General features: G+C 28.2%; 24 protein-coding genes, 2 tRNA genes and 2 pseudogenes. 22 read left to right on the top strand and 6 right to left on the bottom strand.

The window, feature by feature from the left end:
• Positions 1 to 138 precede the first annotated feature (138 nt).
• The 3 genes and pseudogenes from P4S50_RS04895 to P4S50_RS04905 all read left to right on the top strand — a co-directional run bounded on the left by P4S50_RS04895 (position 139) and on the right by P4S50_RS04905 (position 2930).
• A complete protein-coding gene (locus P4S50_RS04895; RefSeq protein ID WP_277733468.1) occupies positions 139 to 1278 on the top strand; it encodes an RNA-binding domain-containing protein in 1140 nt (379 codons plus the stop codon).
• An 83-nt stretch (positions 1279 to 1361) separates the two neighbouring features.
• Positions 1362 to 1928 (top strand): annotated as a pseudogene (locus P4S50_RS04900) (peptide-methionine (S)-S-oxide reductase MsrA); the annotation flags it as partial.
• 162 nt (positions 1929 to 2090) lie between these two features.
• Positions 2091 to 2930 carry an AIM24 family protein gene (locus P4S50_RS04905; protein WP_277733469.1) on the top strand — a complete coding sequence of 280 codons (840 nt, stop codon included), beginning with the start codon at positions 2091 to 2093 and terminating at the stop codon, positions 2928 to 2930.
• Between the two features lie 103 nt (positions 2931 to 3033).
• Here the strand turns inward: P4S50_RS04905 and P4S50_RS04910 are convergent.
• Positions 3034 to 3110: transfer RNA gene (locus P4S50_RS04910), tRNA-Leu, on the bottom strand.
• Positions 3111 to 3551: 441 nt separating this feature from the next.
• On the opposite strand from P4S50_RS04910, the gene polA reads away from it, so the two are divergent.
• The 6 genes from polA (at position 3552) to P4S50_RS04940 (ending at position 11483) form a co-directional block, all read left to right on the top strand.
• Complete coding sequence (gene polA / locus P4S50_RS04915) at positions 3552 to 6194, top strand: DNA polymerase I (protein WP_277733470.1); 2643 nt, start codon at positions 3552 to 3554, stop codon at positions 6192 to 6194.
• An 8-nt stretch (positions 6195 to 6202) separates the two neighbouring features.
• Positions 6203 to 6805, top strand: coding sequence for a dephospho-CoA kinase (coaE, locus tag P4S50_RS04920; protein ID WP_277733471.1), 603 nt, complete (start codon positions 6203 to 6205; stop codon positions 6803 to 6805).
• The gene (locus P4S50_RS04925; RefSeq protein WP_277733473.1) at positions 6798 to 7337 is read left to right on the top strand and encodes a lytic transglycosylase domain-containing protein; all 540 of its coding nucleotides are present in this window, start codon (positions 6798 to 6800) and stop codon (positions 7335 to 7337) included. Before coaE ends, P4S50_RS04925 begins: the two co-directional genes overlap by 8 nt.
• 11 nt (positions 7338 to 7348) lie before the next feature.
• Entirely contained in the window at positions 7349 to 8890 is a 1542-nt protein-coding gene (locus tag P4S50_RS04930) for an ABC transporter substrate-binding protein (protein ID WP_277733474.1), read from the top strand.
• A gap of 56 nt (positions 8891 to 8946) precedes the next feature.
• Positions 8947 to 9032, top strand: a tRNA-Leu gene (locus P4S50_RS04935).
• Positions 9033 to 9380: 348 nt separating this feature from the next.
• A complete protein-coding gene (locus P4S50_RS04940; protein WP_277733475.1) occupies positions 9381 to 11483 on the top strand; it encodes a methyl-accepting chemotaxis protein in 2103 nt (700 codons plus the stop codon).
• Between the two features lie 54 nt (positions 11484 to 11537).
• Here the strand turns inward: P4S50_RS04940 and P4S50_RS04945 are convergent, their stop codons facing one another.
• The 3 genes from P4S50_RS04945 to splB all read right to left on the bottom strand — a co-directional run bounded on the left by P4S50_RS04945 (position 11538) and on the right by splB (position 13534).
• On the bottom strand, positions 11538 to 11702 hold the full coding sequence (locus tag P4S50_RS04945; RefSeq protein ID WP_277733476.1) for a DUF1540 domain-containing protein: 165 nt from the start codon (positions 11700 to 11702) through the stop codon (positions 11538 to 11540).
• 152 nt (positions 11703 to 11854) lie between these two features.
• Positions 11855 to 12295, bottom strand: a complete 441-nt coding sequence (locus tag P4S50_RS04950; RefSeq protein ID WP_277733477.1) for a YaiI/YqxD family protein — start codon at positions 12293 to 12295, stop codon at positions 11855 to 11857.
• Positions 12296 to 12526: 231 nt separating this feature from the next.
• Positions 12527 to 13534, bottom strand: coding sequence for a spore photoproduct lyase (splB, locus tag P4S50_RS04955; protein WP_277733478.1), 1008 nt, complete (start codon positions 13532 to 13534; stop codon positions 12527 to 12529).
• 168 nt (positions 13535 to 13702) lie between these two features.
• Here splB and P4S50_RS04960 point away from each other — a divergent pair, with 168 nt between their 5' ends.
• The 5 genes from P4S50_RS04960 to rd (P4S50_RS04980) all read left to right on the top strand — a co-directional run bounded on the left by P4S50_RS04960 (position 13703) and on the right by rd (P4S50_RS04980) (position 17078).
• Positions 13703 to 14656, top strand: coding sequence for an ROK family protein (locus P4S50_RS04960; RefSeq protein ID WP_277733480.1), 954 nt, complete (start codon positions 13703 to 13705; stop codon positions 14654 to 14656).
• Positions 14657 to 14824: 168 nt separating this feature from the next.
• Positions 14825 to 15526, top strand: a complete 702-nt coding sequence (locus P4S50_RS04965; protein WP_277733482.1) for a hypothetical protein — start codon at positions 14825 to 14827, stop codon at positions 15524 to 15526.
• 242 nt (positions 15527 to 15768) lie between these two features.
• Positions 15769 to 16578, top strand: a complete 810-nt coding sequence (locus tag P4S50_RS04970; protein WP_277733483.1) for a hypothetical protein — start codon at positions 15769 to 15771, stop codon at positions 16576 to 16578.
• A gap of 86 nt (positions 16579 to 16664) precedes the next feature.
• Positions 16665 to 16826 (top strand): rubredoxin, encoded by a 162-nt coding sequence (gene rd, locus P4S50_RS04975; RefSeq protein ID WP_277733485.1) that lies wholly within the window; start codon positions 16665 to 16667, stop codon positions 16824 to 16826.
• Positions 16827 to 16916: 90 nt separating this feature from the next.
• Complete coding sequence (rd, locus tag P4S50_RS04980) at positions 16917 to 17078, top strand: rubredoxin (protein ID WP_277733487.1); 162 nt, start codon at positions 16917 to 16919, stop codon at positions 17076 to 17078.
• A 45-nt stretch (positions 17079 to 17123) separates the two neighbouring features.
• Here the strand turns inward: rd (P4S50_RS04980) and P4S50_RS04985 are convergent, their stop codons facing one another.
• Positions 17124 to 17336: a hypothetical protein gene (locus P4S50_RS04985; protein WP_277733489.1), complete on the bottom strand. Its 213-nt coding sequence runs from the start codon at positions 17334 to 17336 to the stop codon at positions 17124 to 17126.
• A gap of 168 nt (positions 17337 to 17504) precedes the next feature.
• Between P4S50_RS04985 and P4S50_RS04990 the strand changes: the two genes are divergently transcribed.
• From P4S50_RS04990 to P4S50_RS05020, 7 genes and pseudogenes are all read left to right on the top strand, one after another.
• Positions 17505 to 18068 (top strand): HD domain-containing protein, encoded by a 564-nt coding sequence (locus P4S50_RS04990; RefSeq protein WP_277733491.1) that lies wholly within the window; start codon positions 17505 to 17507, stop codon positions 18066 to 18068.
• Between the two features lie 105 nt (positions 18069 to 18173).
• Positions 18174 to 19970: a 5'-nucleotidase C-terminal domain-containing protein gene (locus tag P4S50_RS04995; protein ID WP_277733493.1), complete on the top strand. Its 1797-nt coding sequence runs from the start codon at positions 18174 to 18176 to the stop codon at positions 19968 to 19970.
• A 138-nt stretch (positions 19971 to 20108) separates the two neighbouring features.
• On the top strand, positions 20109 to 20633 hold the full coding sequence (locus P4S50_RS05000) for a hypothetical protein (RefSeq protein ID WP_465245004.1): 525 nt from the start codon (positions 20109 to 20111) through the stop codon (positions 20631 to 20633).
• Between the two features lie 33 nt (positions 20634 to 20666).
• Complete coding sequence (locus tag P4S50_RS05005; protein WP_277733497.1) at positions 20667 to 22166, top strand: flotillin family protein; 1500 nt, start codon at positions 20667 to 20669, stop codon at positions 22164 to 22166.
• A gap of 131 nt (positions 22167 to 22297) precedes the next feature.
• Positions 22298 to 22600: pseudogene (locus tag P4S50_RS05010) on the top strand (VOC family protein); the annotation flags it as partial.
• A 171-nt stretch (positions 22601 to 22771) separates the two neighbouring features.
• Complete coding sequence (locus P4S50_RS05015; protein ID WP_277733499.1) at positions 22772 to 23296, top strand: DUF2284 domain-containing protein; 525 nt, start codon at positions 22772 to 22774, stop codon at positions 23294 to 23296.
• A gap of 80 nt (positions 23297 to 23376) precedes the next feature.
• Positions 23377 to 24252, top strand: coding sequence for a C40 family peptidase (locus P4S50_RS05020; protein WP_277733501.1), 876 nt, complete (start codon positions 23377 to 23379; stop codon positions 24250 to 24252).
• A gap of 145 nt (positions 24253 to 24397) precedes the next feature.
• Here the strand turns inward: P4S50_RS05020 and P4S50_RS05025 are convergent, their stop codons facing one another.
• Entirely contained in the window at positions 24398 to 24982 is a 585-nt protein-coding gene (locus tag P4S50_RS05025) for a lytic transglycosylase domain-containing protein (RefSeq protein ID WP_277733502.1), read from the bottom strand.
• Between the two features lie 84 nt (positions 24983 to 25066).
• Between P4S50_RS05025 and P4S50_RS05030 the strand changes: the two genes are divergently transcribed.
• Positions 25067 to 25849: an SPOR domain-containing protein gene (locus P4S50_RS05030; protein ID WP_277733504.1), complete on the top strand. Its 783-nt coding sequence runs from the start codon at positions 25067 to 25069 to the stop codon at positions 25847 to 25849.
• Positions 25850 to 25889: the final 40 nt, after the last annotated feature.

The raw sequence follows: 25889 nt of genomic DNA on the forward strand, positions 1-25889 counted from the left end.
TGCTCCCTTTTGTTAAATTATAAGTAGATTATAACATATAGTTATAATATGATGTTATATAACATATACATTTTCAAGCCTTAAAATATTAATATAATCTATAGATTAGAATGAAGCGAATTTTGGAGAGGTGATTAGATGGACAAAAATAAGATATCTAACCTTTTAAAAAAGCCCGAGGGTGCTAAGCTTGATTATAAATTAAAGATAAATTTGAATACTCAGGCAGAAAAAAAAGAATTGGCTAAAGATATACTAGCAATTGCTAATACGTACGGAGGAAGGGGTTATATAATATTTGGAATTGAAGATAAAACAAAGAAGATAATAGGTATTCAAAAGGATTTTTATGTAGAGGAAAAAATACAACAGATACTATCAAACAGAATAGATCCACCAGTGAGTATAAAAATGGAGTATGAAGAGTATGAGGGAAAAACATTAGGAATACTCATAATATTTAAAAGTAATCAAAAACCTCATCAATTAAGACAAAATGGGAGTTTTTATATAAGAAGAGGGTCTACTACTGATATAGCTAGAAGACATGAGGTTGCAAGTATGTTTGAGGAAAGTGGTATTATAAATACTGAAATGATACCTGTCGTTGAAAGTAATATAAGTGAAATAGATGAGAAGATAGTTCGTTCATATTGTAAAAAGATAAATATTAATGAAGATATATCTATAGAACTATTAGAAAATCTAGGGATATGCATAAAGATGGAAGATGGGAATTATGTAACTACATTAGGAGGATTATTGGTTTTTGGAAACCATCCTCAAAAACATATAACGAGTTCATCTATAAGGGTTATAGATAATTTAGATAAAGAGATTACTACTAAAATATTTCATGGAAATATAATTCGTATGTTAAATGAGGTTGAATATTACCTTGGACATATTCTCAAAAATTACAATTACCCTATAGAGGGACTTTATGAATGTATTAGGAACAGTTTAGTTCATAGGGATTATTATGATTTAACAAGAGAAATAGTCATATATTTAGGAAAGGATAAGGTGGAGGTAAATAATCCAGGGGTACTTATCAGAGGAGATAGTATAAATACTTTGATAAAAGAAAAAAATCCATCTAGAAGAAATGATTGGATATACCAAAGATTATTAATACTAGATGATAAGATGAGATTTTTAGGTAGTGGAATGGGATTTAATAGAATAAAGAATTCTTTTGAGAACAAGGGCAGTGTTAAATTTATAAACGTAACTAAAAGAAATTTATTTAGGGCTATTCTTCCTGGGGTAAAGTAAATAAAAGTGGGTATAATCATATCAAAGGAGTTGATAATATGATTAAAAAAGCCACTTTTGGTATGGGGTGATTCTGGGGTCCAGATGCTCAGTTTGGGTTAATAGATGGAGTAATAAGAACTAGAGTTGGGTATAGTGGAGGAAAAAGCAAAAATCCAACTTATACTAATATGATGGATCATACTGAGGTTGTACAAATAGATTATGATGGAGAAGTCATAACTTATGATGAACTTTTAGATATATTTTGGAGAAATAATACATTCAAGAGAAAGTCTTCAAAAGTACAGTATAGATCACTGATATTATATCACGATAATAAACAAAAGATAAAAGCTTTAAAAAGTAAAGAAGAGAAAGAAACAAATGAAAATATATATACTGATATAGAATGTATAGATGAGTTTTATAGTGCTGAAAATTATCATCAAAAATACTATCTTCAAAGTTTGAGAACGGTAAGTGATGAGATTAAAAGTTCGTGTGAAAATTTTAGTGAATTTATCGATTCTAGAATTGCCACTAGATTAAATGGGTATATAAAAGGATATGGAAATATGAATATGTTAAAAGAGGACTTGAAAACTGATTTATTATCAGATAAATCAAAGAAAAGGCTTATTTCAATAGTAGATGGGTATGGTAATTAAAAAAATATAGGCATACATCTTGTAGAATATACATCCCTTAAGTATTTTTTCACTATATTTTACATAAATAAGAATTATATTAAAAAATCAGTAATATTAATGTTTTATGATATAATATATAAAAAATTATGTAGAATTATGTAAAAATAAGGGGGAAGATTTATGAAGACTAATAATAATAATATGAATAATAATATTAAAGTAATAGAAACAATGAATAATGAAAATGTATCTATTGAAGTTTTGGAGTTTGAAGAATTAAGAGGAGGAAGTAATGTATCGAGTGCAATAATGTTATCCTTTATGAAAGATTCAAACATTAAACTTAGACAAGTGAAAATAACTTTAAATAATACTCAAATTAGATTAGAAGCAGGAGCTTTAAGTTATTTAAAAGGGAATATAGAAATGGATAATAAAATGGGAGGAATTATAGGGCTTGGTAAAAAGTTTTTAAAAGGAAGTGTGACAGGTGAGACAACATTTAAGCCAAAGTATTCAGGAACAGGAGAAATTTATTTAGAGCCTAGCTTTGGTCATTATATTATTGTTGAACTTGAAAATGAAGAAATTATTGTTGATGATGGAGTATTTTATGCTTGTGAAGATACTGTAGAAGTTGGAGCAGCTATGCAAAAAAATGTATCATCAGCAGTGCTTGGTCAAGAGGGACTTTTTCAAACTAAACTTCGTGGAAGTGGACTTGTGGTTCTTGAAGTGCCTGTACCTAAAGAGGAAATAATGGAGTATGAATTAAATAATGAAACATTAAAGGTGGATGGAAACTTTGCTATACTAAGAACTGGAAATATTAATTTTACAGTTGAAACATCTTCTAAATCATTAATAGGTTCTGCAACTAGTGGAGAAGGATTATTAAATGTATTTAGAGGAACAGGAACAGTATGGCTTATACCAACAAAGCATGTTTATAATAACTTAACTAATTTTGGACTTTACGGAATGACTAATCCTGGAGGAAAATCAAATACTAGAGCATAATTTTTAAAATAAAAAATAATATAATTTCTTTAAGAATAAAAAGTGCACTCGTAATTAGAATTAAATTCTAATTACGAGTGCACTTTTTATTTCGAAATTTAATTGGTGCCCGAGGCGAGACTCGAACTCGCAAAACCACGATTTTGAGTCGCGTACGTATGCCAATTCCATCACTCGGGCAAAAAATCTTACAAACAAATATTAACATATATCAGAATAAAATTCAATAGATTTTAAAAAATATATAATATAAGTAATAGTTGAGATCTTTAATACACGTTATTTGTACGTTGAAATTTATACGAAAGGGTACTTACTCAATTAAATATTTAGGTGGAGTAAAAACTTCATTTAAATTAAGTTTTGATTTATATAATTTCCTTGTGATTAAAACATATAATAATGATATAATAAAATGAAACTTAATTCAGGTGAAGTTTAACTTCGTCTGAATTATTTATCTGAAAGCTAAAAGTTCTAAAATTCTATATTTTTAATGCTGGAGATAAGAACTTAATAGCTTCTGGATTAGCGTAACTAAAAATTGAAATAGAGAAAAAAACTCATCTCAATTAAGTTTCGCTTTATGTTATTTATAAATGAATACGGAGTGTGATAAATTTGAATAAAAAACTTGTTATAATAGATGGAAACTCTTTGATGAATAGAGCTTTTTATGCTTTGCCAGATCTTATGAATAAAGAAGGATTACATACTAATGCAATATATGGATTTACTACTATGCTATTTAAGATAATAGACGAATATAATCCAACTCATATGAGTGTAGCATTTGACCTTAAGGCACCTACGTTTAGACACAAGCAGTATGAAAATTATAAAGCTGGAAGAAAAAAAATGCCTGATGAATTAAGAGTTCAGGTAGAACCATTGAAGGAACTTTTAGATGCATTCAAGATAAACAGACTTGAAATGGAAGGTTTTGAAGCTGATGATATAATTGGAACAGTATCTAAAATTGCAGAAGAAGATAATTTTGAGGTTATTATAGTTACTGGAGATAAGGATGCTATACAACTTGCATCTAATAAAACTAAGATACTTATAACTAAAAAAGGTATAACAGAACTTGAAATATATGACTATGATGAAGTTTTAAAAAGATATGAGCTAACTCCAGATCAATTTATAGATCTTAAAGGGCTTATGGGGGATAAGTCTGACAATATACCAGGAGTACCTGGAATAGGAGAAAAAACTGGAATTAAACTTTTAAAAGAATTTGAAACGATTGAAAATTTAGTTCAAAATACAGACAAGCTAAAGGGAAGTGTGAAAAAGAAGATAGAGGAAAATATAGATACGGCTCTTATGAGTAAGCGTCTTGCCACAATAGTAAGAGATATGCCTGTTGATATAGATATAGATGAATTAAAGCTTGAAAATTATGATGAACAAAAGATAATAAAGCTTTTTAATACATTTGGATTTAATAGTTTAATTAAAAGAATAAGCATGAACAAAGAGGTTGTAGAAGAGAAAGATATAAAGTCTGTATTGATAAATAATGATAATATAGATTTTGTTATAGATGAAATAAAGAAGAAGAAATATATGTACTTAAAAACTGTTACAAAAAAAGGAAACATATTAGATAAAAACATAATATATATGTTCATAGGTTTAGAGCAAGATAAAGTATATTATATAAATGAAGAAATATGTATATTAAAATTAAAAGATGTATTAGAATCAGAAGAGATAGAAAAATACGGTTATAAATTAAAAGAAGAATATATTGCCCTTAGAAGTTATGATATAGATATCAAAAATATGAAGTTTGATATTGTAATAGGAGAATACTTAATAGATGCTACAAGTTCTAATTACTTACATGATAATTTAGCAGCTAAATATATGGGTAAAAATATAAATAGTGAAGAAGAACTTTTAGGAAAAGGAAAGAAGGCCAAAAAATTTGAAGAATTAGAAGAAGATGTTTTGGTTAAATATTTTAATAATCTAATTGAGGTTGTTATAGGTATAAAAAATGAGATGGAAAAAACCATAGATGAATATGAAATGCAAGAACTTTTTTATGATATAGAAATGCCACTTATTGAAGTTTTAGGATATATGGAGTATGAAGGATTCAAGGTTGATATTGAAAAGCTAGAACAGCTTAAGGAAGAATATTCAACTATAATTAAGAATTTAGAAGACAATATATATGAGATGGCTGGAGAAGAATTCAATATAAATTCACCTAAGCAGTTAGGGGTTATACTATTTGAAAAATTAGAACTTCCTATAATTAAAAAAACTAAGACTGGATACTCAACTAACGCGGAGGTTCTTGAAAAGTTAAGACCTGAACATGAGATAATCGATAAGATTTCTGAATATAGACAAATTGTTAAGTTACAATCTACTTATGTTGATGGACTTTTGAATATTATAAATAATAAGAGTAAGAGGATTCATTCATCTTTTAATCAAACTATAACAACTACTGGAAGAATATCATCTACTGAGCCTAATCTTCAAAATATTCCTGTAAGGCTTGAAATGGGAAGAAATTTAAGAAAGGTATTCATACCTAGTGAAGGATATAGCTTAGTTGATGCAGATTATTCTCAAATAGAACTTAGAGTACTTGCTCATATAAGTGATGATGAGAACTTAATAAAAGCATTTGAAAGTGGGGAAGATATTCATACAAGTACAGCATCAAAGGTATTTGATGTTGATATAAAAGATGTTGATAGTGAGATGAGAAGTGCTGCAAAGGCTGTTAACTTTGGGATAGTATACGGAATTAGTGATTTCGGGTTATCTAAAAACTTAAATATACCAGCTAAAAAAGCTAAAGAGTATATAGATAATTACTTTGATAAATATCCTAATATAAAAAAATATATGGATGATATAGTAGAAAAGGCTAAGAGTGATGGGTATGTAAGTACTGTTCTTAACAGAAGAAGATATATTCCAGAGATAAACTCTAAGAACTTTATAGTTAAAAACTTAGGAAAAAGATTGGCTATGAACACTCCTATACAGGGAAGTGCTGCTGATGTTATAAAGATTGCCATGGTAAATGTATATAAAAAACTTAAAGAAGAGAATTTAAAATCAAAGCTTATTTTACAAGTACATGATGAACTTATAATAGAAGCTTTAGAAGATGAAATAGATGAAGTTGAGAAGATCTTGAAAAATGAAATGGAAAATGCTGTGAATATGAAGGTTAGACTTAGTATAGACCTTAATACAGGAAAATCATGGTATGAAACGAAGTAGGTGAGAATATGATAGTAATAGGTCTTACAGGGTCAATAGGAAGTGGAAAAAGTACAGTTTCTAATATTTTAAAGAAAAAGAATATAAACATAATAGATGCAGATGAAATTTCAAGAAAAATATTTGATAATAAAAAAGATCTTGATGTGCTTGTAGAATATTTTGGAAGTGAGATACTTGATTCTGATAATATGTTAGATAGAAAAAAATTAGGAAGTATTGTTTTCTCCGATGAAAATAAGCTTGAAAAACTAAATTCTATAACTCATCCTATAATAATTAACAACATAAAAGTCAATATAGACAAATTTAATAAACAAGGTGAAAAAATTGTGATATTAGATGCGCCTCTTTTAATAGAGGCAAATCTATTAAATTTAGTCGATATGGTACTTCTTGTTACATGCAATGAAAATATACAGATTAAAAGAATCGTAAAAAGAGATAATATAAGCAAAGAGGATGCTACTTTAAGAATTAGATCACAGATGAGTGTGGAAGATAAGAAAAAATATGCTGATTATATAATCGATAATTCATATGATCAGGATAAACTTGAAGCGGATGTAGAAAAATTTTGTGATTATGTGGAGGAAACGTATCTTGATTAAAAAGAAGTATTTTATTATTTGCGCTATTATACTTATTGCGGGTTTGACATTTGGAGTGAATAGATGTTTAAAAATAGTATATCCCACACATTATGAAGAGTATGTAATGAAATATTCTAAGGAATACGATATAGATCCATATTTGGTATTTTCTATAATGAAGGTTGAAAGTAAATTTTTTCCTTATGCTGAGTCTAATAGAGAGGCTAGGGGCCTTATGCAAATATCAAATATTACTCAGTTATGGGCTGAGGATGAACTTCAAATGGGAGATATAAATATATTTAATCCAGAGACTAATATTCAAATAGGATGTTGGTATATAAGTAAGCTATTTAAGCAATTCGATGATAAAGACTTAGTAATAGCGGCGTATAATGGTGGATCTGGAAATGTAGACAAATGGCTAAAGGATCAAAGGTATAGTAGAAATGGAATAAACTTAGATACAATACCTTTTAAAGAGACTAGCGATTATGTGAACAAGGTAAATAAATATTATAAAAGATATAAAGCTATTTACGAGAAATGAGGAAAAAACTAATGAAAAAAGTTAAAATTATTTTTCTTTTAATTATGGTTGTATTTCTCTTTGGATGTAGCAAAGATAATGTTAATATAGATGCTGAGTTAGAAAAAGCTATATTGCAAGAGGAAGACTTAAGCCCTAAGAGTGGTGGAAAAGTAAATATTTCTGTTGTCGAATTTAAAACATTGAACCCACTTTTAAATAATGAAAAATCCTTAGATCAAGCTCTTAAATTGGTGTATGACAGTCTATTTGTGGTAGATGAAAATTATAATATAAAGCCAAAGCTTGTTGATAAGTATACTCTTTCGCAAGATGGAATGAGCTTAAGTATAAATTTAAAAGATAATATACTTTGGCATGATGGAACAAGTTTAACAAGTCAAGATGTTCAATTTACAATAAATCTATTGAAAACACTAGATAAAAGTACTTATAAATCTCTTGTTGAGAATGTATCTAGGGTGGAGGTTTTATCTGATACTAGCTTTAATATAGTATTTAAAGATTCATATTCTTTTTCTTTAGAAAATTTTATATTTCCAATACTTCCAAAGAATAGACTTGCTGGTTTGAGTAATGAGGACATGACTCTTTATTCAAACAATTTAATAGGATCTGGAATGTATAAAATAGATAAATATGAAAAAAGAAAGTATATAGATTTAGTAAGAAATGAAGATTACTATGATAAGAAACCTTATATAGATAAGGTAAGACTAGTTATAGTACCTGATAAAGAAGCACAAGAGAGTATGATTATATCTCTTGAAACTGATATTTGTAAAATAGATAAGATAATAAGTGGGGAGTTTCCTGCTAAGCGATTTGATATAAATAATTACACAGGAAATGAATACGAATTTGTAGCTTTGAATTTCGATAATCAATATATACAAGATATAAATTTTAGAAAAGCATTATTGTACAGTATAGATAGAAAAAAAATATTAAAGGATGTTTATTTGAATAACGGAGATTTAGTGGAATTCCCATTAAATAAAAAATCAAAATACTACAATAAAGAATTAGAAACTGTTAAATACGATGTAGATAAAGCTAAGAAATATTTGAGTAAGATAAATTTAGACGAAGTTCAGTTTAGAGTTGTTGTAAATCAAGAAAATTTTGAAAGACTAAAAGAAGCTTATTTAATAAAAACTTCATTGTCAGATGTAGGAATTGATGCACAAATAATAGAACTTTCTGGAGAAGAACTTACAAATGCTATTAACAATAAGGACTATGATTTAGCACTTTTAGGGTGGACACTTCCTATTGTTCCTGACCCTAGGTTTAATTTCTACAATGATTTTACAAATTATAATGATGATAATGTAAATATATTGATTCAAAAGCTTATAAGTTCTAATAGCGAATCTGAAAGAATACAAAACTATAATGAACTAGAAAAATATGTTAGCAAGAACATCCCGTTTATAAGTCTGTTGGTTAAGGATAAAAACTTAGTTTTAAATAATAAAATCAAAGGAAAGCTGGATTCAAATGAATTTAATATATATAATGGTTTTGAAAACATATATGTAAGTGAATAGAAAAAGTTATTGACTTATATATACAGAACAATTAGAATATTATTAAGATTGAGTATGCGGATGTGGTGGAATCGGCAGACACGCTATCTTGAGGGGGTAGTGAGCTACGCTCGTATGGGTTCAAGTCCCGTCATCCGCACCAGTTATGTAAAGACCTGACGGTCTTTTTTTATTTTTTGAAGAAATTTAATATCGTGATTTAAGGATATTCTAAAAATATGTAGTATATAAATTTATGAAAAATAATTACATAAATAAAATTATAGATAGGAGTATATAATTTTATTTGAAATTATTTTCGAAATCAACATTATAAAGAGTGAAAAATGAAAAAAATTGTATAAACAAGAAATATTTAGTATAATTAATTCTGGAAAAGTTCGTTTTATATAATATTATATATTTTGTTAAAAATTTAAAAGATACAAATAGGCATTAATCAAAAAATGAATTAATAGGAAATGAAAAAAATTCGAGGGAAGGTTAAATTATGTTTAAATTTAAAAAATTAAAGAGTAAAATAATAGCATATATAGGAATATTTGTACTTATTTCCTTGTGCATAACAAGTGGCATACTATATTCTCAAACTAGCAAACTGATGACTGGAGCTGCTTATGAAAATACAAAAGAAACAGCTTATAATTATAGCAATTTTGTGGAAGGAGAATTAAACAATACTGTGAGTATTGCTGAAAATTTGAGCAATATATTAAAAGTAATGAAAGAATCGGGCTCTACAGACAGGAGTTTTTTAAATAATATCTTAAAAGAAACTCTAGAGAAAAATGAAGATTTTATAGCGGTATGGACATGTTGGGAGCCTAACAAGTTTGATGGTAAAGATAAGGAGTATGTTAATTCAATAGATAGTGATTATACGGGAAGAGTAATACCTTATTGGTACAGAAATGAAGGTTCTATTAAAGTAGAAGCTTTAAAAGAATATGATATACAGTCGGGAGGGGATTTTGACCTGATTCCTAAAGATACTAAATCTGAATATATAATGGATCCTTATTGGTATGAATTTGGAAATAAAAAAGAGCTTATGATATCTTTAGGTGTACCAATTGAGATAAATGGAGAGGTATTAGGTGTATTGGGTATTGATATGAGTCTTGAATCCTTTCAGCAACAAGTAAAGGATATAAAGCCATATGGAACTGGATATGTATCTATTATAGCTAATAATGGTACTTATGTAGCTCATAAAAAAGATGATAATCTCGGTAAGGATATTGGAAATACAAATGAAAGAAAAGAGATAAAGGAATTCATAAAAGAAGGAAAAGAACATAGCTTAAATTTAGTATCTAATTCATTAAAAAAGGAAGTACATAGAATATATGTACCTATAGAAATAGGAAATACTTCTACACCTTGGTCTTTTTCAGTTAGTATTCCTGTGGAAGCTATAGTGAAAGATGTAAAAAAAATGAGAAATATATCTATAGTAACAACTATAGTATCTATGATATTGTTAATTCTTATTATAAATATGATATCTGATAAAATTTCAAAACCTATATTAGATACAACAGAAATGCTTAAGGAGGTTGCTCAAGGTGAGGGAGATCTAACCAAAAGGTTAAAAGTAGTTACAGAAGATGAAGTAGGAGAGTTGGCAAAATGGTTTAATATATTTATAGAAAATGTAAATATTATAATTGCAAGAGTTAAGGAAAGTGCAGAATTGATGGCATCTTCTTCGGCAGAAATTGGAACGGTAATGGATGAATCTGCTCGTGGAATTGAACAAATGGCTATAGGTGTTACTTCTATATCGGACTCTATTCAAGGGAATGCAAGTATAGTAGAAGAAACTACAGCGAGTATAGAAGAAATGGCAAGCTCTTCAAATGTTATTTCAGAGGAAGCGGAAGGTACGTTTAATAAAAGTAAAGAAATTTTAAAATTATCTAATGAAGGAGCAAAGGAGATAGACGAGGTAGTAAAAACTATTAATGAGGTAGAAAAATCTACTGGTTTAGTATATGAATCTATTTTAGATTTAAATGAATCATCTAAGGAAATTGGAGATATAATTTCTATAATAACAGGAATATCTGAACAAACAAATTTATTAGCTTTAAATGCAGCTATAGAAGCAGCTAGGGCTGGAGAACATGGGAAAGGATTTGCAGTAGTAGCGGAGGAAGTTAGAAAGTTAGCAGAAGAAAGTAAAGTGTCTGCTTATAAAATAGAGGAATTAATAGATGATATTCAATCTAAATCACAAAGAGCGGATAAGTCTATAAAGGAAGGAACTACTTTAGTTAAGGTTGGTGTAGATAAGGCAACTAAAATAAATGACAAATTTGATGATATATTAAATGCTATATATGATATTACTAACACAATAGAAGTGGTATCTAGATCATCTCAAAATCAAGCTGGTATATCACAAGATATGACTAGTGCTATGAATGAAATATCTAGTACTACTAATGAGAATGCTAGCGAAGTACAGCAGATAAATGCAGTAATAGAAGAACAGGTAAGTTCTTTTGAAGAGATAAGTGCTAGTGTAGACAATTTAAGTAATGTAGCACAGGAATTAAAAAATCATACAGATAGATTTAAAGTATAGATAAGAAAAATACATAAAAAGACTCCACTTTAAATAAAGTGGAGTCTCTTTTTATTATTTTTCTTTTTCGAAACTTCCGCAATCTGTGCACTCTGGACATGTAGCTTCACTTTTGTGTTTTACAACTTCTATATGAGTTAGAGTACAATTGTTCATAGTTTTAGCATGATGTCTACATTCAGTAACAGTACATCCTATATTATGGTTTCCTTGATTCATTATAACACCTCCTAAAGTCTAATAATAGTATTAGCTTTTTTAAGAGATTAATAGCAAGAATTATTCACATATAAAAGATATATTTTCCTGGGAAATACAAAAAATCGCACAGTTCATCTTTATGTAAGAAATTACAACATTAAAATGTCATTCTATTGTATTAATGATTCGCAAAGATCCATAAAGTTTTTTTCAAACAATTCGTTATCTGATTTGGTTCTTTTTTTAGCGCTTTTAATTCTTTTTCTAGCCTTTCTAGCTTTTTGAGACAAATGTCTTTGAAGAAGTAGTATATCTATATTGTCATCAGTATAAATAAGTCCGTTTTGATTTATAACATGGGCTTTTTTTGCTAGTACCATGGCAGCAAGTCCATAGTCTTGAGTAATAATTACATCTCCTTCTTCAACTGAATTTACCAAAGCCATATCTACAGAGTCTTTTCCCTGACCTACAGTAACGATTTTTGAATAATCATCATGTAGAACATGACTTGTGTCTATAAACATCAGTACAGCTATATTGAAGTGCTTAGCGACTTTAATTATTATATCTTTAACAGGACAAGCATCTGCATCAACAAGAATTCTCATAAGTTACTCCTTTGTATAATGTTATATTATAAAGCAAAAATTAATTGTGATTGAGCCTTTGCTCTAACTGAATTTTTGACTTTCAGATAAATTATATCGTATAGATAACTTAATTGATATACTAAACATATAATATCAACAATAATATTATGCTTAAGATGAAAATAAAGCTTATTGGAATAACGCTACAAAGTAGGGGATATTTCAATAAGCTTTTTGAATTTCTAATTATTAAGTAAAATACTCTATAGTAGAGTTTTTAAAATTGTCGTATATAAGCTTTGATATATATTCTTTTATCTCACTACTTTTTTCTTTAGGGTATACATATTTGAATTTTCCATAAGGTCCCCATTTTAGTTGTCTATTTTCTTCATTTAGATCGAGTTTTGTCTTTGGAAATCTGGTAAGTATTAAATCTTTTGCAGTGCGTGTGAATCTATGCTGTATAAGCTCAAAAGTTATAGGTTCACTGTAGTCTTTGAGCTCTTCTTTGAGTCTTAATATTAATTCTTTGTACTCTTCTTTCCAATTATCATAAATAATTATTGGCGCTATTATAAATCCCAGAGGATAATTACTTGAAGCTATTTTTTTAGAAGCTATTATTCTTTCTTCAAAGCTTGATGTGCTATGCTCAAAGTTATTTATAACATACCTTGTATTTATACTGAATCTGAATTTAGTATGATTGTTGTGGTCTATATTTAAAAAAGAATCTACATTATTGTATTTAGTTATAACTCTGAGTCTTCCATTTTTTGATTTTGAAAAAAATTCGATGCATTTTTTAAGATTTCCAGTCAAGTGTTCAAGTGCAACAGGATCAGTTATACTTCCGCATTCAAACGTCGTAATATCCGAATTTTTATCTATGTGATCACTAATTACATCTAATATCTCGTCTATATTTACAAATACTTTCATAAAGGGCTTTTCGCCTTGAGTAGTTTGAAGATAACAGTACTCACAGTGGCCTGGACAAGAACTTGATAGAGAAAACTGATAGTCAGCAGAAGGTTTACAAGGTCTCAACTTTTTTTGTTTGTTAACTGTAAGATATATAGTTTTTTTAGATTTTGAATAGTTTTCTAATGGACTTTTACCTTCTATTACAACTCTTCTAGATTTTTCTATAGGCACATTTAATTCTGTAAGATGATTAATAGCAATCTTACCTACATCGTAGTTTAGTACCCTAGGATCTATAAATGCTTTATCTGGTATAAAATTTTTCATATCTTCACCTCTTAGTTAGTGTTTCAAAGTAATGCTAGATTTATTCAGATTGAAAATTGTATAATTTCTTTAAAAATTAAAATTTTATGTAAAATTCAAATTATAAAAATGTTATAATAATATAGAGTTGTTTTGTTAATACATACTAGTAAAAGAAGGTGATTTTTAATGAAGGATTTATATTGTGCAGTTGATTTAGGTGGAACTAAGATTAATATAGGTATTATGACTAAAGAAGGAGAAGTTCTTGACAATATCAAGATACCTACAGAGGTTGAAAAAGGACCTGATAATAGTATAAATAACATAAAAAAAACTATTTATGAATTATTAGAGAGATTAAATTTAACTAAGAATGACTTAAAGGGTATAGGAATAGGTTCTCCTGGACCAATAGATAGTGAAAAAGGAATAATAGTTGAAAGTTGTAACTTAAAAGGCTGGAAAAATGTAAAATTAGTAGAACAGTTATCTGATGAATTTGAGGGTATTAATATAAAACTTCAGAATGATGGTAATGCAGCAGCACTAGGAGAGTATTTATTTGGATTTGGAAAAGGGTGTAAAAACTTTATTTATATAACTGTTAGTACAGGTGTCGGTGGTGGAGCTATAATAGACTCTAAGCTTCAAGTAGGAGCTAGTTCGAATGCTTTTGAAGCAGGACATATGATAATAAATATGAATGGTAGAAAGTGCAGTTGTGGAAATAATGGATGTTTTGAAGCTTATGCATCTGGAACATCTATAGAAAAAATTGCTTCTGAGAGAATTGTTAATGAAGAAAGTATTATATCAGAAATTTCAAAAGGAGAAAAAGTAAAGGCGGAACATGTATTTGAATCAGCTAAAAGAGGAGATAAGCTTGCTCTAGAAATAGTAGAAAATGAGGGCTATTACTTAGGAATTGGCATTTTTAATATTATGGCTATGTACAATCCTGAAAAAATAAGTATAGGTGGAGGAGTATCTAATTGTCTAGATATGTTTTATGATAAGATGATGGATACTATAAATAGTATGTCTTTAAAGCCTAGTACTAAAATTTGTAAAATAGAAAAGGCTAAGAGAGATGATTGTGGACTTATTGGAGCTGGAGCTTTAGCGTTTTACAATGAATAGGGAAATATTATATCTTTAAATTAAATTATAAATATAAAAAAACTGACAACTATTATTTGTCAGTTTTTTTGTATTCATAATTATATTTAGTTATACATATAATTGCTACTTTAATATAATATAATAAGATGTTTTAGCTCAAAGTTCTAATGATGGGAGGCAATATATATGTCTAAAAAAATTATGATTTTATTGATTGGGATTGTAGTTTTAAATTTTTTCAGTTTGTATATTTATAATACAAATAAAAATACCAGTAAAATTAGTACCGATGATAAAAACATTATTGCAGAGATACCTGAAGCAAATATAAGACTCTATTATAAAAAAGAAGAGAGTGGAATGTATAAGGATTTTGTTTTAGAGATTGATAAAAAGAAATATTTTTTTTATTGGAAGAATACAACTAATCCAGTATATAACCCTAAACTTATACTCTCGGATTTAAATCAAGATGGATATAAGGAAATTATTGTTATTTTAACAAAAAATATTGGAACAGAAGTTAATGTACAAGAAGTGCATGTAATTGAAATTAATACAATGATTGAAAGAGAAGTTGAAAATCCGATTCACATTATATATAAAAATGTGAAAACTAAACTTTCTTCTGAACAGATTGAAATTACTATAAATAACAATATAAAAATACTTGATAAAGAATATATAGATATTGAACCTCAAAACTTATTAAAAGATATAGCTTTTGGTAATGTTATTAAATTTGAAGTAGAAGAAAATAAATTATATGCTGTAATTCCTGCTCAAATTGCTTCTAGTTCTTTTGTTGGCAACATTAAGATTAAATATATTTTCCAAGGTAAAATGTATGTAATGGAAACAATAGATTTTATACCTATAGAACTGTAATTACAATTTTTAATGAGAGAATGATATCAAGTTTTGCATATAAACAAAATTTTTATAATAAATATATACCATATAAAGCGAAACTTAATTCAGAGGAACTTCTACGTTAACTGAATTTTTAGTTGAGTGTGCCCTGGGGGTAAGCTAATCCAGAAGTTATTAAGTTCTTATCTACAGCCTTAAAAGGATGGGATTTTAGAACTTTTAGCTTTTGGATGAATATTAGTATATGGGGGGATAGTGTGGTATATAAAAACTGTAGAAAAAAGAGAAGAATCAAAACTGAAGCTTCTATGAAAGACTTAATTTCTATACAGGATATACTACAGGAAAAAATAAATCAATTAAAAAAAATTATAGGATCTGAAGATGTGAATGAAATTTTAAAAATTGACTTGGGTGAAATAAATACTGAAAGCATATTATTAGATACTGAAAAAAGTATACATTCACTAAAATGTATCGATTTTAAAAAGGGAAAATGCAAAGCATGTATATATGAGTCTATCAAGCGAAGTAATTATTTAAATGAAAAGGTACAAGAAGGTATAAATAAATACAACCAATATATAAATACATTTAAAGATATACTTTATTTGAAGAATGAAAAAAATATAGATGATTTGGTTATTAGGTTTGGGTTTGATAAAAACTGTGATTTGATATGTTTGGTTTGTGACAAAATGAAATATTATAATAATGATGAAAAAGGAAATGTATATATTGTATATGGAGACGTACATAAAACAAAGAGTGAGTATAAAAGCTGTTTAAAAATGGAGTTTAAGTATAAAGACGATTATATATATATAGATAGAATAAATGCATCTACTGATAAATTAAGATGTGGTCACGCTACATTTGTATTTACTAAATTCAATACATTAGTACAAGAAATGCAATTTCCTAAAAATGTAAAATGCATAAAAGGATACGTAAATGAAAATAAAAAATATATAAAAAGAAATGATTTAATTAAGTTTTATAAGAAAAATGGATTCTTTGTATATAAAGATTTAGCATTTGAAAAAAACATATTAAATAAAATTTAAGTGTTTAATACTAATTTTGCTGGGTAAATAATAAATACAAATAAGAAATTAATAAAATAAATATAAATGATATGGAGGAATAGAAAATGAAAAAATATGTATGTGTAGTATGTGGTTATGTATATGATCCAGCAGAAGGAGATCCAGATAACGGAGTAGCAGTAGGAACAAAGTGGGAAGATGTGCCAGAAGATTGGTTATGTCCTTTATGTGCAGTAGGTAAGGATCAATTTGAAGAAGAAGCTTAAAAATATGTTTTAAATTAAAGATAAAAGGTAAATAATAAATACAGATAAGAAATTAATAAAATAAATATAAATGATATGGAGGAATAGAAAATGAAAAAATATGTATGTGTAGTATGTGGTTATGTATATGATCCAGCAGAAGGAGATCCAGATAACGGAGTAGCAGCGGGAACTAAGTGGGAAGATGTGCCAGAGGATTGGTTATGTCCTTTATGTGCAGTAGGTAAAGATCAATTCGAAGAAGAAGCTTAAAAAACTATAATTAAAGGCCATGGATTTTAAATCCATGGCCTTTAATTATAGCTTTTTATACTGAACTCTATCATCTGATTCTCTGTAAATAGCTACATTCTCATATTTACCATGTTCAACTTCTGATTTAAATCTTCTGCCATCTATTCCATGAGATTCTTTTGGAAAATCCTCACTTACAACGTCTCTGTACTCAAATGGGTGATTTGATGGAACTTTATTTAGCTTATTTAAATCTATATGGCTTCTATTTAGCATGTTAAAACCTCCTTAGTAAAATGTAATATTAGTATTTACATATTATAAAAAACTATGTTTAGTTAGTATAAAAAAATAGATAAAATATACATAATATGTTAAAATTAGAATAAATTGAAACTGTTATGATAAGACTATAAAATAATATTATATTTAGGAGGGATAAGTATGAATAGAGAAAAAGCTATTGAGCTAATAAACACGCATATAACAACACCTCATATTATAAAGCATAGTTATGCAGTTGAGAGTGTTATGAGAGCTCTTGCAAAAAAAATAGAGCCTGAAAATGAAGAAATGTGGGGAATTGCTGGACTTTTACATGACCTTGATAATGACACTGTAGATTGGAAAAGTGATATGTCGCTTCATGGACCGAAAACTATTGAAATACTTAAAAATGAGAATTTTGGAAACGAAGAAATGTATCATGCTATATGTGCTCATAATCCATGCAATGGAACTAAAATACAAAACAAATTTGATAGAGCACTTTATGCAGCTGATCCAATAACTGGGTTTATAACTGCTATAGCACTTGTTTATCCTGATAAAAGAATAAGTAGTGTAAAAGTAAAATCAATAACAAAGAGAATGAAAGAAACTAGATTTGCAGCTGGAGCAAATAGAGAAGCTATGAAATCTATTGAGAAGCTGGGGATTGATTTTAGTGATTTTGCAAAATTATCGCTGGATGCCATGGTTGAAATAGGGGATATATTAGGATTGTAAAAAAATTCGAATAAATTATACAAATATTGAAAAAAGATAGTATATTTAGTATAATAATAGGGCGATAGTACGCAAATAAAAGAATGGAAGGGGATTTACTTGAAAATGAGAAAACGTTTTACAGCATTTATAGTTTCATTTTTAATGGTTTTAACTATGTTTGGACAAGTTCCAGTAGCTAAAGCTGCGGAAGAAGTAAATATAGACATTTTACAAATTAATGATTTCCATGGTTCACTTACTGAAAATGGAAAGAATGTAGGTGCAGCGAAGCTTGCGAATGAATTAAAAAAAGCAAAACAAAATAATCCAAATACGATAATATTATCTGCAGGAGATAACTACAATGGTTCACCAGAATCAAATCTTTTATATGGAGAACCTGTTGCTAAATTCATGAAAGAAGCTGGAATAATGTATTCAGCAGTTGGTAATCATGAGTTTGACTGGGGAATGGATAAGATAAGTAAGTGGGAAGAAATTTCAGGAATACCATTCTTAGCAGCTAACGTTTATGACAAAAAAACTAATAAGCCAGTTGAGTGGGCTGATCCTTATAAGATAGTTGAATTAGATGGAATAAAAGTAGGTATTATAGGTCTTACAACTCAAGAAACAGCTTATAAGACAAATCCTGCAAATGTTGCTGATATAGAGTTTAAAAATCCAGCAGAAGTTGCAAAAGAAATGGTACCAACTATTAAAGCAGATGGAGCAGATATAGTTATAATACTTGCTCATATAGGAGCTTTCCAAGATTCAAAAACAAAAGAAATAAAGATGGAAGTTCCAGAACTTGCTGATGTAGAAGATGTTGATGGAATTATATTAGGACATTCTCATCAAAGAGTTTCAGGATTAGTAAATGATATACCTGTAGTTCAAGGATACAAGCAAGGTAGAGCTTTAGGAAAAATATCATTTGTAGTAGATAAAGATACAAAAAAAATAGTTAAAAAAGAAGCATCTATAGATTTATTATACTCAAGACCAGATACTTTAGCAGAAGATGCTACTGTAAAAGAAATGATAGCTAAAGATAGAGAAAAAGTAGCACCTATATTAGATGAAGTTATAGGTAAAACAGTTAATGAATTAGATCATGACCGTAATGATTTTACAACTAGTACTTTAGGACAATGGACTACAGATGTTATGAAAAAATTAGATAATGCAGATATTGCAATGACTAATGGTGGTGGACTTAGAGTTAATGTTCCTGCTGGAGATATAACTGTTGGAAAAATGTATGAAGTAATGCCTTTTGACAATGTATTATCATCTTTTTTAATGACAGGAGCTCAAATAAAAGAAGCTTTTGAAAATGGAATCGAAAATCAAGAAATAGGATCAATTGAGTTTTCAGGAGTTACAGTTGAGTACATAAAAGGTGCTGAAAAAGGAAATAAAGTAGTAAAAATGACTTTAGACAATGGAGAAGAAGTTGATTTAAACAAGACATATAAAGTTGTAACTAATGACTTTATGGCAGCTGGTGGAGATGGTTATTCATCATTCAAAGATGCTAAAGCATTAGGTGAAACTATAGCTATAAGAGATGCTTTAATTGATGAAATTAAAAATGTTAAAGTTATAGATTATAAAAAACAAGATAGATTAGTAGCAAAAGAAGCTAAACCAGAGGTTAAACCAGAAGTTAAACCAGAAGTTAAACCAGAAGTTAAGCCAGAGGTTAAGCCAGAGGTTAAACCAGAGGTTAAACCAGAGGTTAAACCAGAGGTTAAACCAGAAACTGTAACTTATGTAGTTGTAAAGGGAGATGCTCTTTATAAAATAGGAAAGAAATATAATGTGGATTGGAAAACAATAGCTGAGTTTAACTCACTAAAAAATCCAAACTTAATACATATTGGACAGACATTGTCTATTCCAGTTAAATAACAAAAAAAGAGGACTTTAGTCCTCTTTTTTTATGCGTATTATAAAGATATAATACTTTTAATAAATATTTACATATACAATATATACATTACAGTAAAAATATGGTAATATTTATAATGAAAATATTGCTTTAAAGGGGTGATATTCATTTTAAAAATATATTATTTTTTGTTCTGGGTTGGAGTTTTATATAGTTTAGCAAGTTTTATATTGGGCAGCATTATGGATTTGGATTTTGATGCGGATATGGATTTTGGCTATCTTAATATAATACCTATTAAACCAGCTGTTATAGCTATATTTATAACTGTATTTGGGGGAAGTGGAATTGTGCAAACTAAATGGAACCAACCATCTTTATACATATTATCTATTTCTTTTGTGATAGCTTTTATAACTTCGTATTTAATAAATAAATATATATTTTGTTTTTTGAAGAATGCTGAAAATACATCCAGTGAATCTCAAAAAAAATTAATAGGTCAATATGCTAATGTTATATCTGCTATTGTACAAGATGGATTTGGACAGATAAAATACAGTATGAATGGAAATACATATAATTCTCCAGCAAAGCATATAGAGGGTAAAAGAGTTGAAGCTAATAGTAAGGTTGTAATAGTTCTCATAGAGAAAGATGTGTTTTATGTAGATACTATATAAATATAACTAATTAAAATTAAGGAGGAGTACTAAATGGGAATAGAAACGTTGATTTATCCAATTATAATAGTTCTAGTAATACTTATTCTTGTTGGTGGATTTTTATCTATGTGGAAAAAAGTTCCACAAGATAAGGCTAGAGTAGTAACAGGACTTAAAAAGAGAGTTATATCTGGTGGAGGGGGACTTGTAATTCCTTTACTTGAAAGAACAGATATTATTTCCTTGGAAAACATGAAGATTGAACTTAGAACAGATGGAGCTCTTACTGAAGAAGGTGTTGAACTTACTGTAGATGGAGTTACTGTTGTTAAGGTTAAATCAGACGAAGAATCTATATATTCTGCTATGGAGCAGTTTAATACTGGTAAGGAATCAGATACAATAGATAGAATAAAAGAAACTTCTAAAGATGTTCTTGAAGGAAAATTACGTGAGATTATATCTACAATGACAGTAGAAGAAATATACAAAAATAGAGAAAAATTTGCATCTCAAGTTCAAGAAGTAGCAGCAGTAGATCTTGCTCAAATGGGTCTTGAGATAAAAGCATTTACAATAAGAGATATATCTGATGAAAATGGATATTTAAAAGCTTTAGGTAAAAAGAGAATATCTGAAGTTAAAAGAGATGCTGAAATAGCTGAAGCTAAAGCTAAATCAGAAACTGAGATAAAAAAATCAGAAGCTCAAAGAGACTCTAAGATTCAAACTGCAATAGCTTATAAAGAAGGAGAAAGAGCAAGACTTGAATCTGAAACTGAAATCTCAGAATTTAATAAAAATAAGGAATTAAAAGTTCAAGTATACAGACAAGAACAACAAGTTCAAACAGCGCAAGCTGACCTTGCTTATGAAATCGAGCAGAATAAGGTTAAAAAAGAAGTTGTAGAAACTGAGATGCAGGTTAAATTGCTAGAACAAGATAAACAAATTGAAATAGCTGAAAAAGAAGCAGTAAGAGTTGAAAAAGAACTTGATGCAAAAGTTAAAAAGCAAGCGGATGCTAATAAATATGAAGCTGAAAAACGTGCAGATGCTGAGAAATATAAACAAATACAAGATGCTCAAGCAAGAGCTGAATCTATAAAACTTGAAGGTACAGCTAAAGCTGAAGCTAGAAGACTTGAAGGTTTAGCGGAAGTTGATATTATAAAAGAAAGAGGTAAGGCAGAAGCAGAAGCTATGCAAGCTAAAGCTGAGGCATTCAAGCAATATAATGAAGCCGCTATTACTCAAATGCTTGTTGAAAAATTACCTGATATAGCTAAATCAATAGCAGAGCCTTTAACTAAGACTGAAAAAATAGTTATAATAGATAACGGAAATACAGAAGGTAAAGGTGGAGCATCAAAGGTTACGGGATATGTAACTGATATAATGGGTCAACTTCCAGATGCAGTAGAGGCTTTAACTGGTGTTAACATAATGGATGTTGTAAAACATAAATTTATGCCTGAAGATATGAATAAAATAGAAATACCAGATTCTGTTGAAATTAATGAAGTAAATAAAATAGACGAAAATAAATAGATATCAAAAAAAGCTATCTATATAGAAAATATTTTCTATATAGATAGCTTTTTTCTTTTAAAGCTAAATTTGACATCAGTAAAAGTTTTATTTATTATATTATTATATTAATAAACAAAAGGGGGATTATAATGAAATTTACATTTAATCATAATAATTTTAATGTATTAGATCTTGAGAAAAGTATTAAATTTTATGAAGAAGCATTAGGGCTTGTAGAGACTAGAAGAAAAGTAGCAAGTGATGAAAGTTTTATATTAGTATTTTTAGGTGATGGAGAGAATAATCACAAACTTGAACTTACTTGGCTTAGAGATAGAGAAGAAAAATATAATTTAGGAGAAAATGAATTTCATTTAGCCTTTGAAACTGATGATTTTGAAAAAGCGTATGAATATCATAAAAATATGGGGTGTATATGCTATGAAAATAAATAAATGGGAATATACTTCATAGCAGATCCAGATAATTACTGGATAGAGATAATTCCTCCTAAGAAGTAGTAAAAAGTCTTTATTACAAGGACTTTTCTATTCTCTAGGAAATTATTATGTATAATTTTAGATATAATATATTTGAATTTTTAAGTTTTTAGGGGGGTATCTATGGATAATATTGTAGATTTTTCGAAGAGTCATAATATGAAAGCATACAATATAAAAGCTAAAGATATTATAGTTGAGGAAAGGGTTTACTTAAAATGTGCTTATGGATGTAAGGACTTTGGGAAAAGGCTTAATTGTCCACCTAATTGTATCAGTATAGATAAGTTTAAAACTATATTAAGTGAATATGATAATGCTGTTATACTTTTACAAGAATATAGAACTTCTTCAAAAGAAAATATGATTGATGCATGGGAAGATGCAAGGCGTGAAGCTTTTAGAACTATGATGGAAGTAGAAAAATTTGCATTTAATAGCGGATTCACTTTTGCACATCTTTTAAGACCTGGATCTTGCAACGAATGTCAAGTATGTGAAGAAAAATGCTCCAAACCTAGTTTAAGAAGATTTTCTCCTGAAGCTGTTGGTGTAAACTTAGATAAAACTCTAAAAAATGTAAATATAATAATAGATTATTCAGATTATAGTGTAATTAATTTAATTGGAATTTTATTATTAGAATAAAAAATAAAAAAAATAGAGGGAATTTTAAAATAATGTCGAATACAGTAAAAGATAGCATTATATAACTAAGGAGGAAACACATGACGAGTATAAAAAAAATAGTAGTACCTATACTAGCCATAATCATATCACTAAGTTTTAATATATCTAAACCATTAGCAAGTATGTATGAAGAAGCTCAAATAAATGCTAATAGTTTAAATGTAAGAAGTGAAAATAATACCAATTCCAATATTATAACTAAGGTAAACTCAGGTCAAAAGTACTTAATTGTTGAAGAACAAGAAGGATGGTATAAAATCAAATTAAATGCTTCCCAAGAAGGATGGATTAGTTCTCAATATGCCACTAAAAAACAAGCTATAGGAGTTATAAAAGGAAATAATGTTAATGTAAGAAATTTAAATTCAACTGAAAGTGAATCTATAGCTAATTTAAATACCGGAAATGAAGTTACAATATTAGATAAAAATGAAGATTGGTATAAAGTCAAAATGAATGATGAAAAAATAGGATATGTATATCATTCTTTAATAGATATTAAAAGAGATAATATGAATGCAACAAGAGGATCTAGTGACAAATTATCTAAACTATATGAGGTAGCCAGTAGCAAGTTAGGAAGTAAGTATGTATGGGCATCTAGTGGTCCTGATACTTTTGATTGTTCAGGATTTACAATGTATGTTTATAAAGCTGGAGCGGGAATTAATCTTCCTCATAGTTCTAAATCTCAAAGTGCAGTAGGAACTGCTGTTTCAAAAGATGAACTAAGATTAGGTGATTTAGTATTCTTCCATACAGGTGGAAGTTCTAGTATAAATCATGTTGGAATGTACATAGGAAAAGGTAATTTTATACACGCATCTTCTGCTAGGGCTAACGTTATGACATCTAGCTTGAGCGAAGGGTATTATCAAAATACATATGTTTGTGCAAGAAGAGTAATAAACTAAAAAAGGTGGTCTATAGACCACCTTTTTTATATACTAAGGTATTATAAATTTTTTGTTTTGCGTATAACTTATTGAAAAAGCTACACTTGCAACTGTTTTTGAGCAACGGAGCCTGGAAGGATCGTTGGCGATATGAGTCACCGCGTTAGCGAGTAGACGAATTTTTTTTAGTTTCATTGTTTAATTTCTTATATGTGTTCATAACTTTGTTGACATATCCTTGAGTTTCTTTGAATGGTGGAATTCCATTGTATTTATCTACGTTTCCTGGACCTGCATTATAAGACGCTAAGGCTAATGGCGTATTGTTATATTTATCTAAAAGTGAATCTAGGTATTTTGTACCACCTAATATATTTTCCTTAGCATCGTATGGGTTTTTTACATTTAATGACTTTGCAGTACCTGGCATCAATTGCATAAGTCCCATAGCTCCTTTGCTTGAAGTAGCATTTGGATTGAAATTTGATTCAGCTTGTATAACTGATCTTATTAAATTTTCATCAATATTATATTTAGATGAAGCTTCTTTTATTACTTTATCAATATAAGATTGACTACTATTTGAAGATGTAGTACCATTTGTAGAAGATTGATCGTTAATTGAAGTTTTTTCATTTAATAGTTCTTTGAAATTATTGTTATTCTCATTAGTAATTAATTTTACAGGTATTCTGCTTTGAATTTCATTTAGCTTATTTAAATAAATCTGATTTACAAAATTATTCATATATACTACCCCTTATTTAGTAATATTTTATATAGAACTATTATATAAATAATATATAGAATAGTAAATAGGGAGGAATAACCAATGAATAAAAGATATAAAAAACAGAAACAATCTTTACTTATATTTTTCTTAATAATACCACTTATAGCATCTTGGGCTACATCTAAATATATGTTTAATAAAATATCTAATAAAAAAACAATAAAGGCAGTAAAGATAGAGGAAAGAGATGAAATCAAAAAACAAATAGACGGTTTTGACATATATTCTATACAAGTAGGATCTGTAAAAAATTACAAAGAAGCACAAAATATAGTGAATAATCTTGAAAATGCTAGTATACCTAATTATGTACATAAAAAAGAAAGTGCTTATAAAGTATATACATATGTATCTCTAGAAGAATCTAATGTAAGAAAATATTTGGAAAATATTAGGGCTAGCTATTCAGATGCATTCATATCTAAAATAGAAGTAGGTTCTATAGATTTAGAATATACAAAAAAATATGAATATATGAATGAGGTATGTAAGGATTTAAGCTCAATGATTGAAAATATGAAACAAGAATCTCAGTTCTGGAATGAATATAAGATGGGAAAATCTAACTATGATGATTATATAAAAATAATGAACAATAAAAGTAAAATAGTAGATTCATTAACAAAGAATTCGAAGAAATTTAAAGGGAAAGATGCAGAAAATTTTGAAAAAGAGTTGTCGGAATTTTGCGGATTAGATAAAAAAAATATAGAATCTGTAAATAAGAATTTAGGGAAGAATGATCTGAAATCCTGTGAAAAGCTTTTCTTATCAAGCTTATTCAAGTATAATGAATTTATAAATAATATCAAAAATATATAAAATTATTTAAAAGCAGGTGGCTATCATCTGCTTTTATTTT

It is taken from the genome of Tepidibacter hydrothermalis (genome assembly GCF_029542625.1).
Classification (GTDB): domain Bacteria; phylum Bacillota; class Clostridia; order Peptostreptococcales; family Peptostreptococcaceae; genus Tepidibacter_A; species Tepidibacter_A hydrothermalis.

Coding starts and splice junctions, on each gene's coding strand:
- P4S50_RS05030 (WP_277733504.1), top strand. CDS start 25,067: ATGAATAAAAGATATAAAAAACAGAAACAATCTTTACTTATATTTTTC.
- coaE (WP_277733471.1), top strand. CDS start 6,203: ATGATAGTAATAGGTCTTACAGGGTCAATAGGAAGTGGAAAAAGTACA.
- rd (WP_277733487.1), top strand. CDS start 16,917: ATGAAAAAATATGTATGTGTAGTATGTGGTTATGTATATGATCCAGCA.
- splB (WP_277733478.1), bottom strand. CDS start 13,534: ATGAAAAATTTTATACCAGATAAAGCATTTATAGATCCTAGGGTACTA.
- P4S50_RS05005 (WP_277733497.1), top strand. CDS start 20,667: ATGGGAATAGAAACGTTGATTTATCCAATTATAATAGTTCTAGTAATA.
- P4S50_RS05020 (WP_277733501.1), top strand. CDS start 23,377: ATGACGAGTATAAAAAAAATAGTAGTACCTATACTAGCCATAATCATA.
- P4S50_RS05025 (WP_277733502.1), bottom strand. CDS start 24,982: ATGAATAATTTTGTAAATCAGATTTATTTAAATAAGCTAAATGAAATT.
- P4S50_RS04985 (WP_277733489.1), bottom strand. CDS start 17,336: ATGCTAAATAGAAGCCATATAGATTTAAATAAGCTAAATAAAGTTCCA.
- P4S50_RS04895 (WP_277733468.1), top strand. CDS start 139: ATGGACAAAAATAAGATATCTAACCTTTTAAAAAAGCCCGAGGGTGCT.
- P4S50_RS04990 (WP_277733491.1), top strand. CDS start 17,505: ATGAATAGAGAAAAAGCTATTGAGCTAATAAACACGCATATAACAACA.
- P4S50_RS04905 (WP_277733469.1), top strand. CDS start 2,091: ATGAAGACTAATAATAATAATATGAATAATAATATTAAAGTAATAGAA.
- P4S50_RS04950 (WP_277733477.1), bottom strand. CDS start 12,295: ATGAGAATTCTTGTTGATGCAGATGCTTGTCCTGTTAAAGATATAATA.
- P4S50_RS05015 (WP_277733499.1), top strand. CDS start 22,772: ATGGATAATATTGTAGATTTTTCGAAGAGTCATAATATGAAAGCATAC.
- P4S50_RS04960 (WP_277733480.1), top strand. CDS start 13,703: ATGAAGGATTTATATTGTGCAGTTGATTTAGGTGGAACTAAGATTAAT.
- P4S50_RS04945 (WP_277733476.1), bottom strand. CDS start 11,702: ATGAATCAAGGAAACCATAATATAGGATGTACTGTTACTGAATGTAGA.
- P4S50_RS04930 (WP_277733474.1), top strand. CDS start 7,349: ATGAAAAAAGTTAAAATTATTTTTCTTTTAATTATGGTTGTATTTCTC.
- P4S50_RS04965 (WP_277733482.1), top strand. CDS start 14,825: ATGTCTAAAAAAATTATGATTTTATTGATTGGGATTGTAGTTTTAAAT.
- P4S50_RS04995 (WP_277733493.1), top strand. CDS start 18,174: ATGAGAAAACGTTTTACAGCATTTATAGTTTCATTTTTAATGGTTTTA.
- P4S50_RS04940 (WP_277733475.1), top strand. CDS start 9,381: ATGTTTAAATTTAAAAAATTAAAGAGTAAAATAATAGCATATATAGGA.
- rd (WP_277733485.1), top strand. CDS start 16,665: ATGAAAAAATATGTATGTGTAGTATGTGGTTATGTATATGATCCAGCA.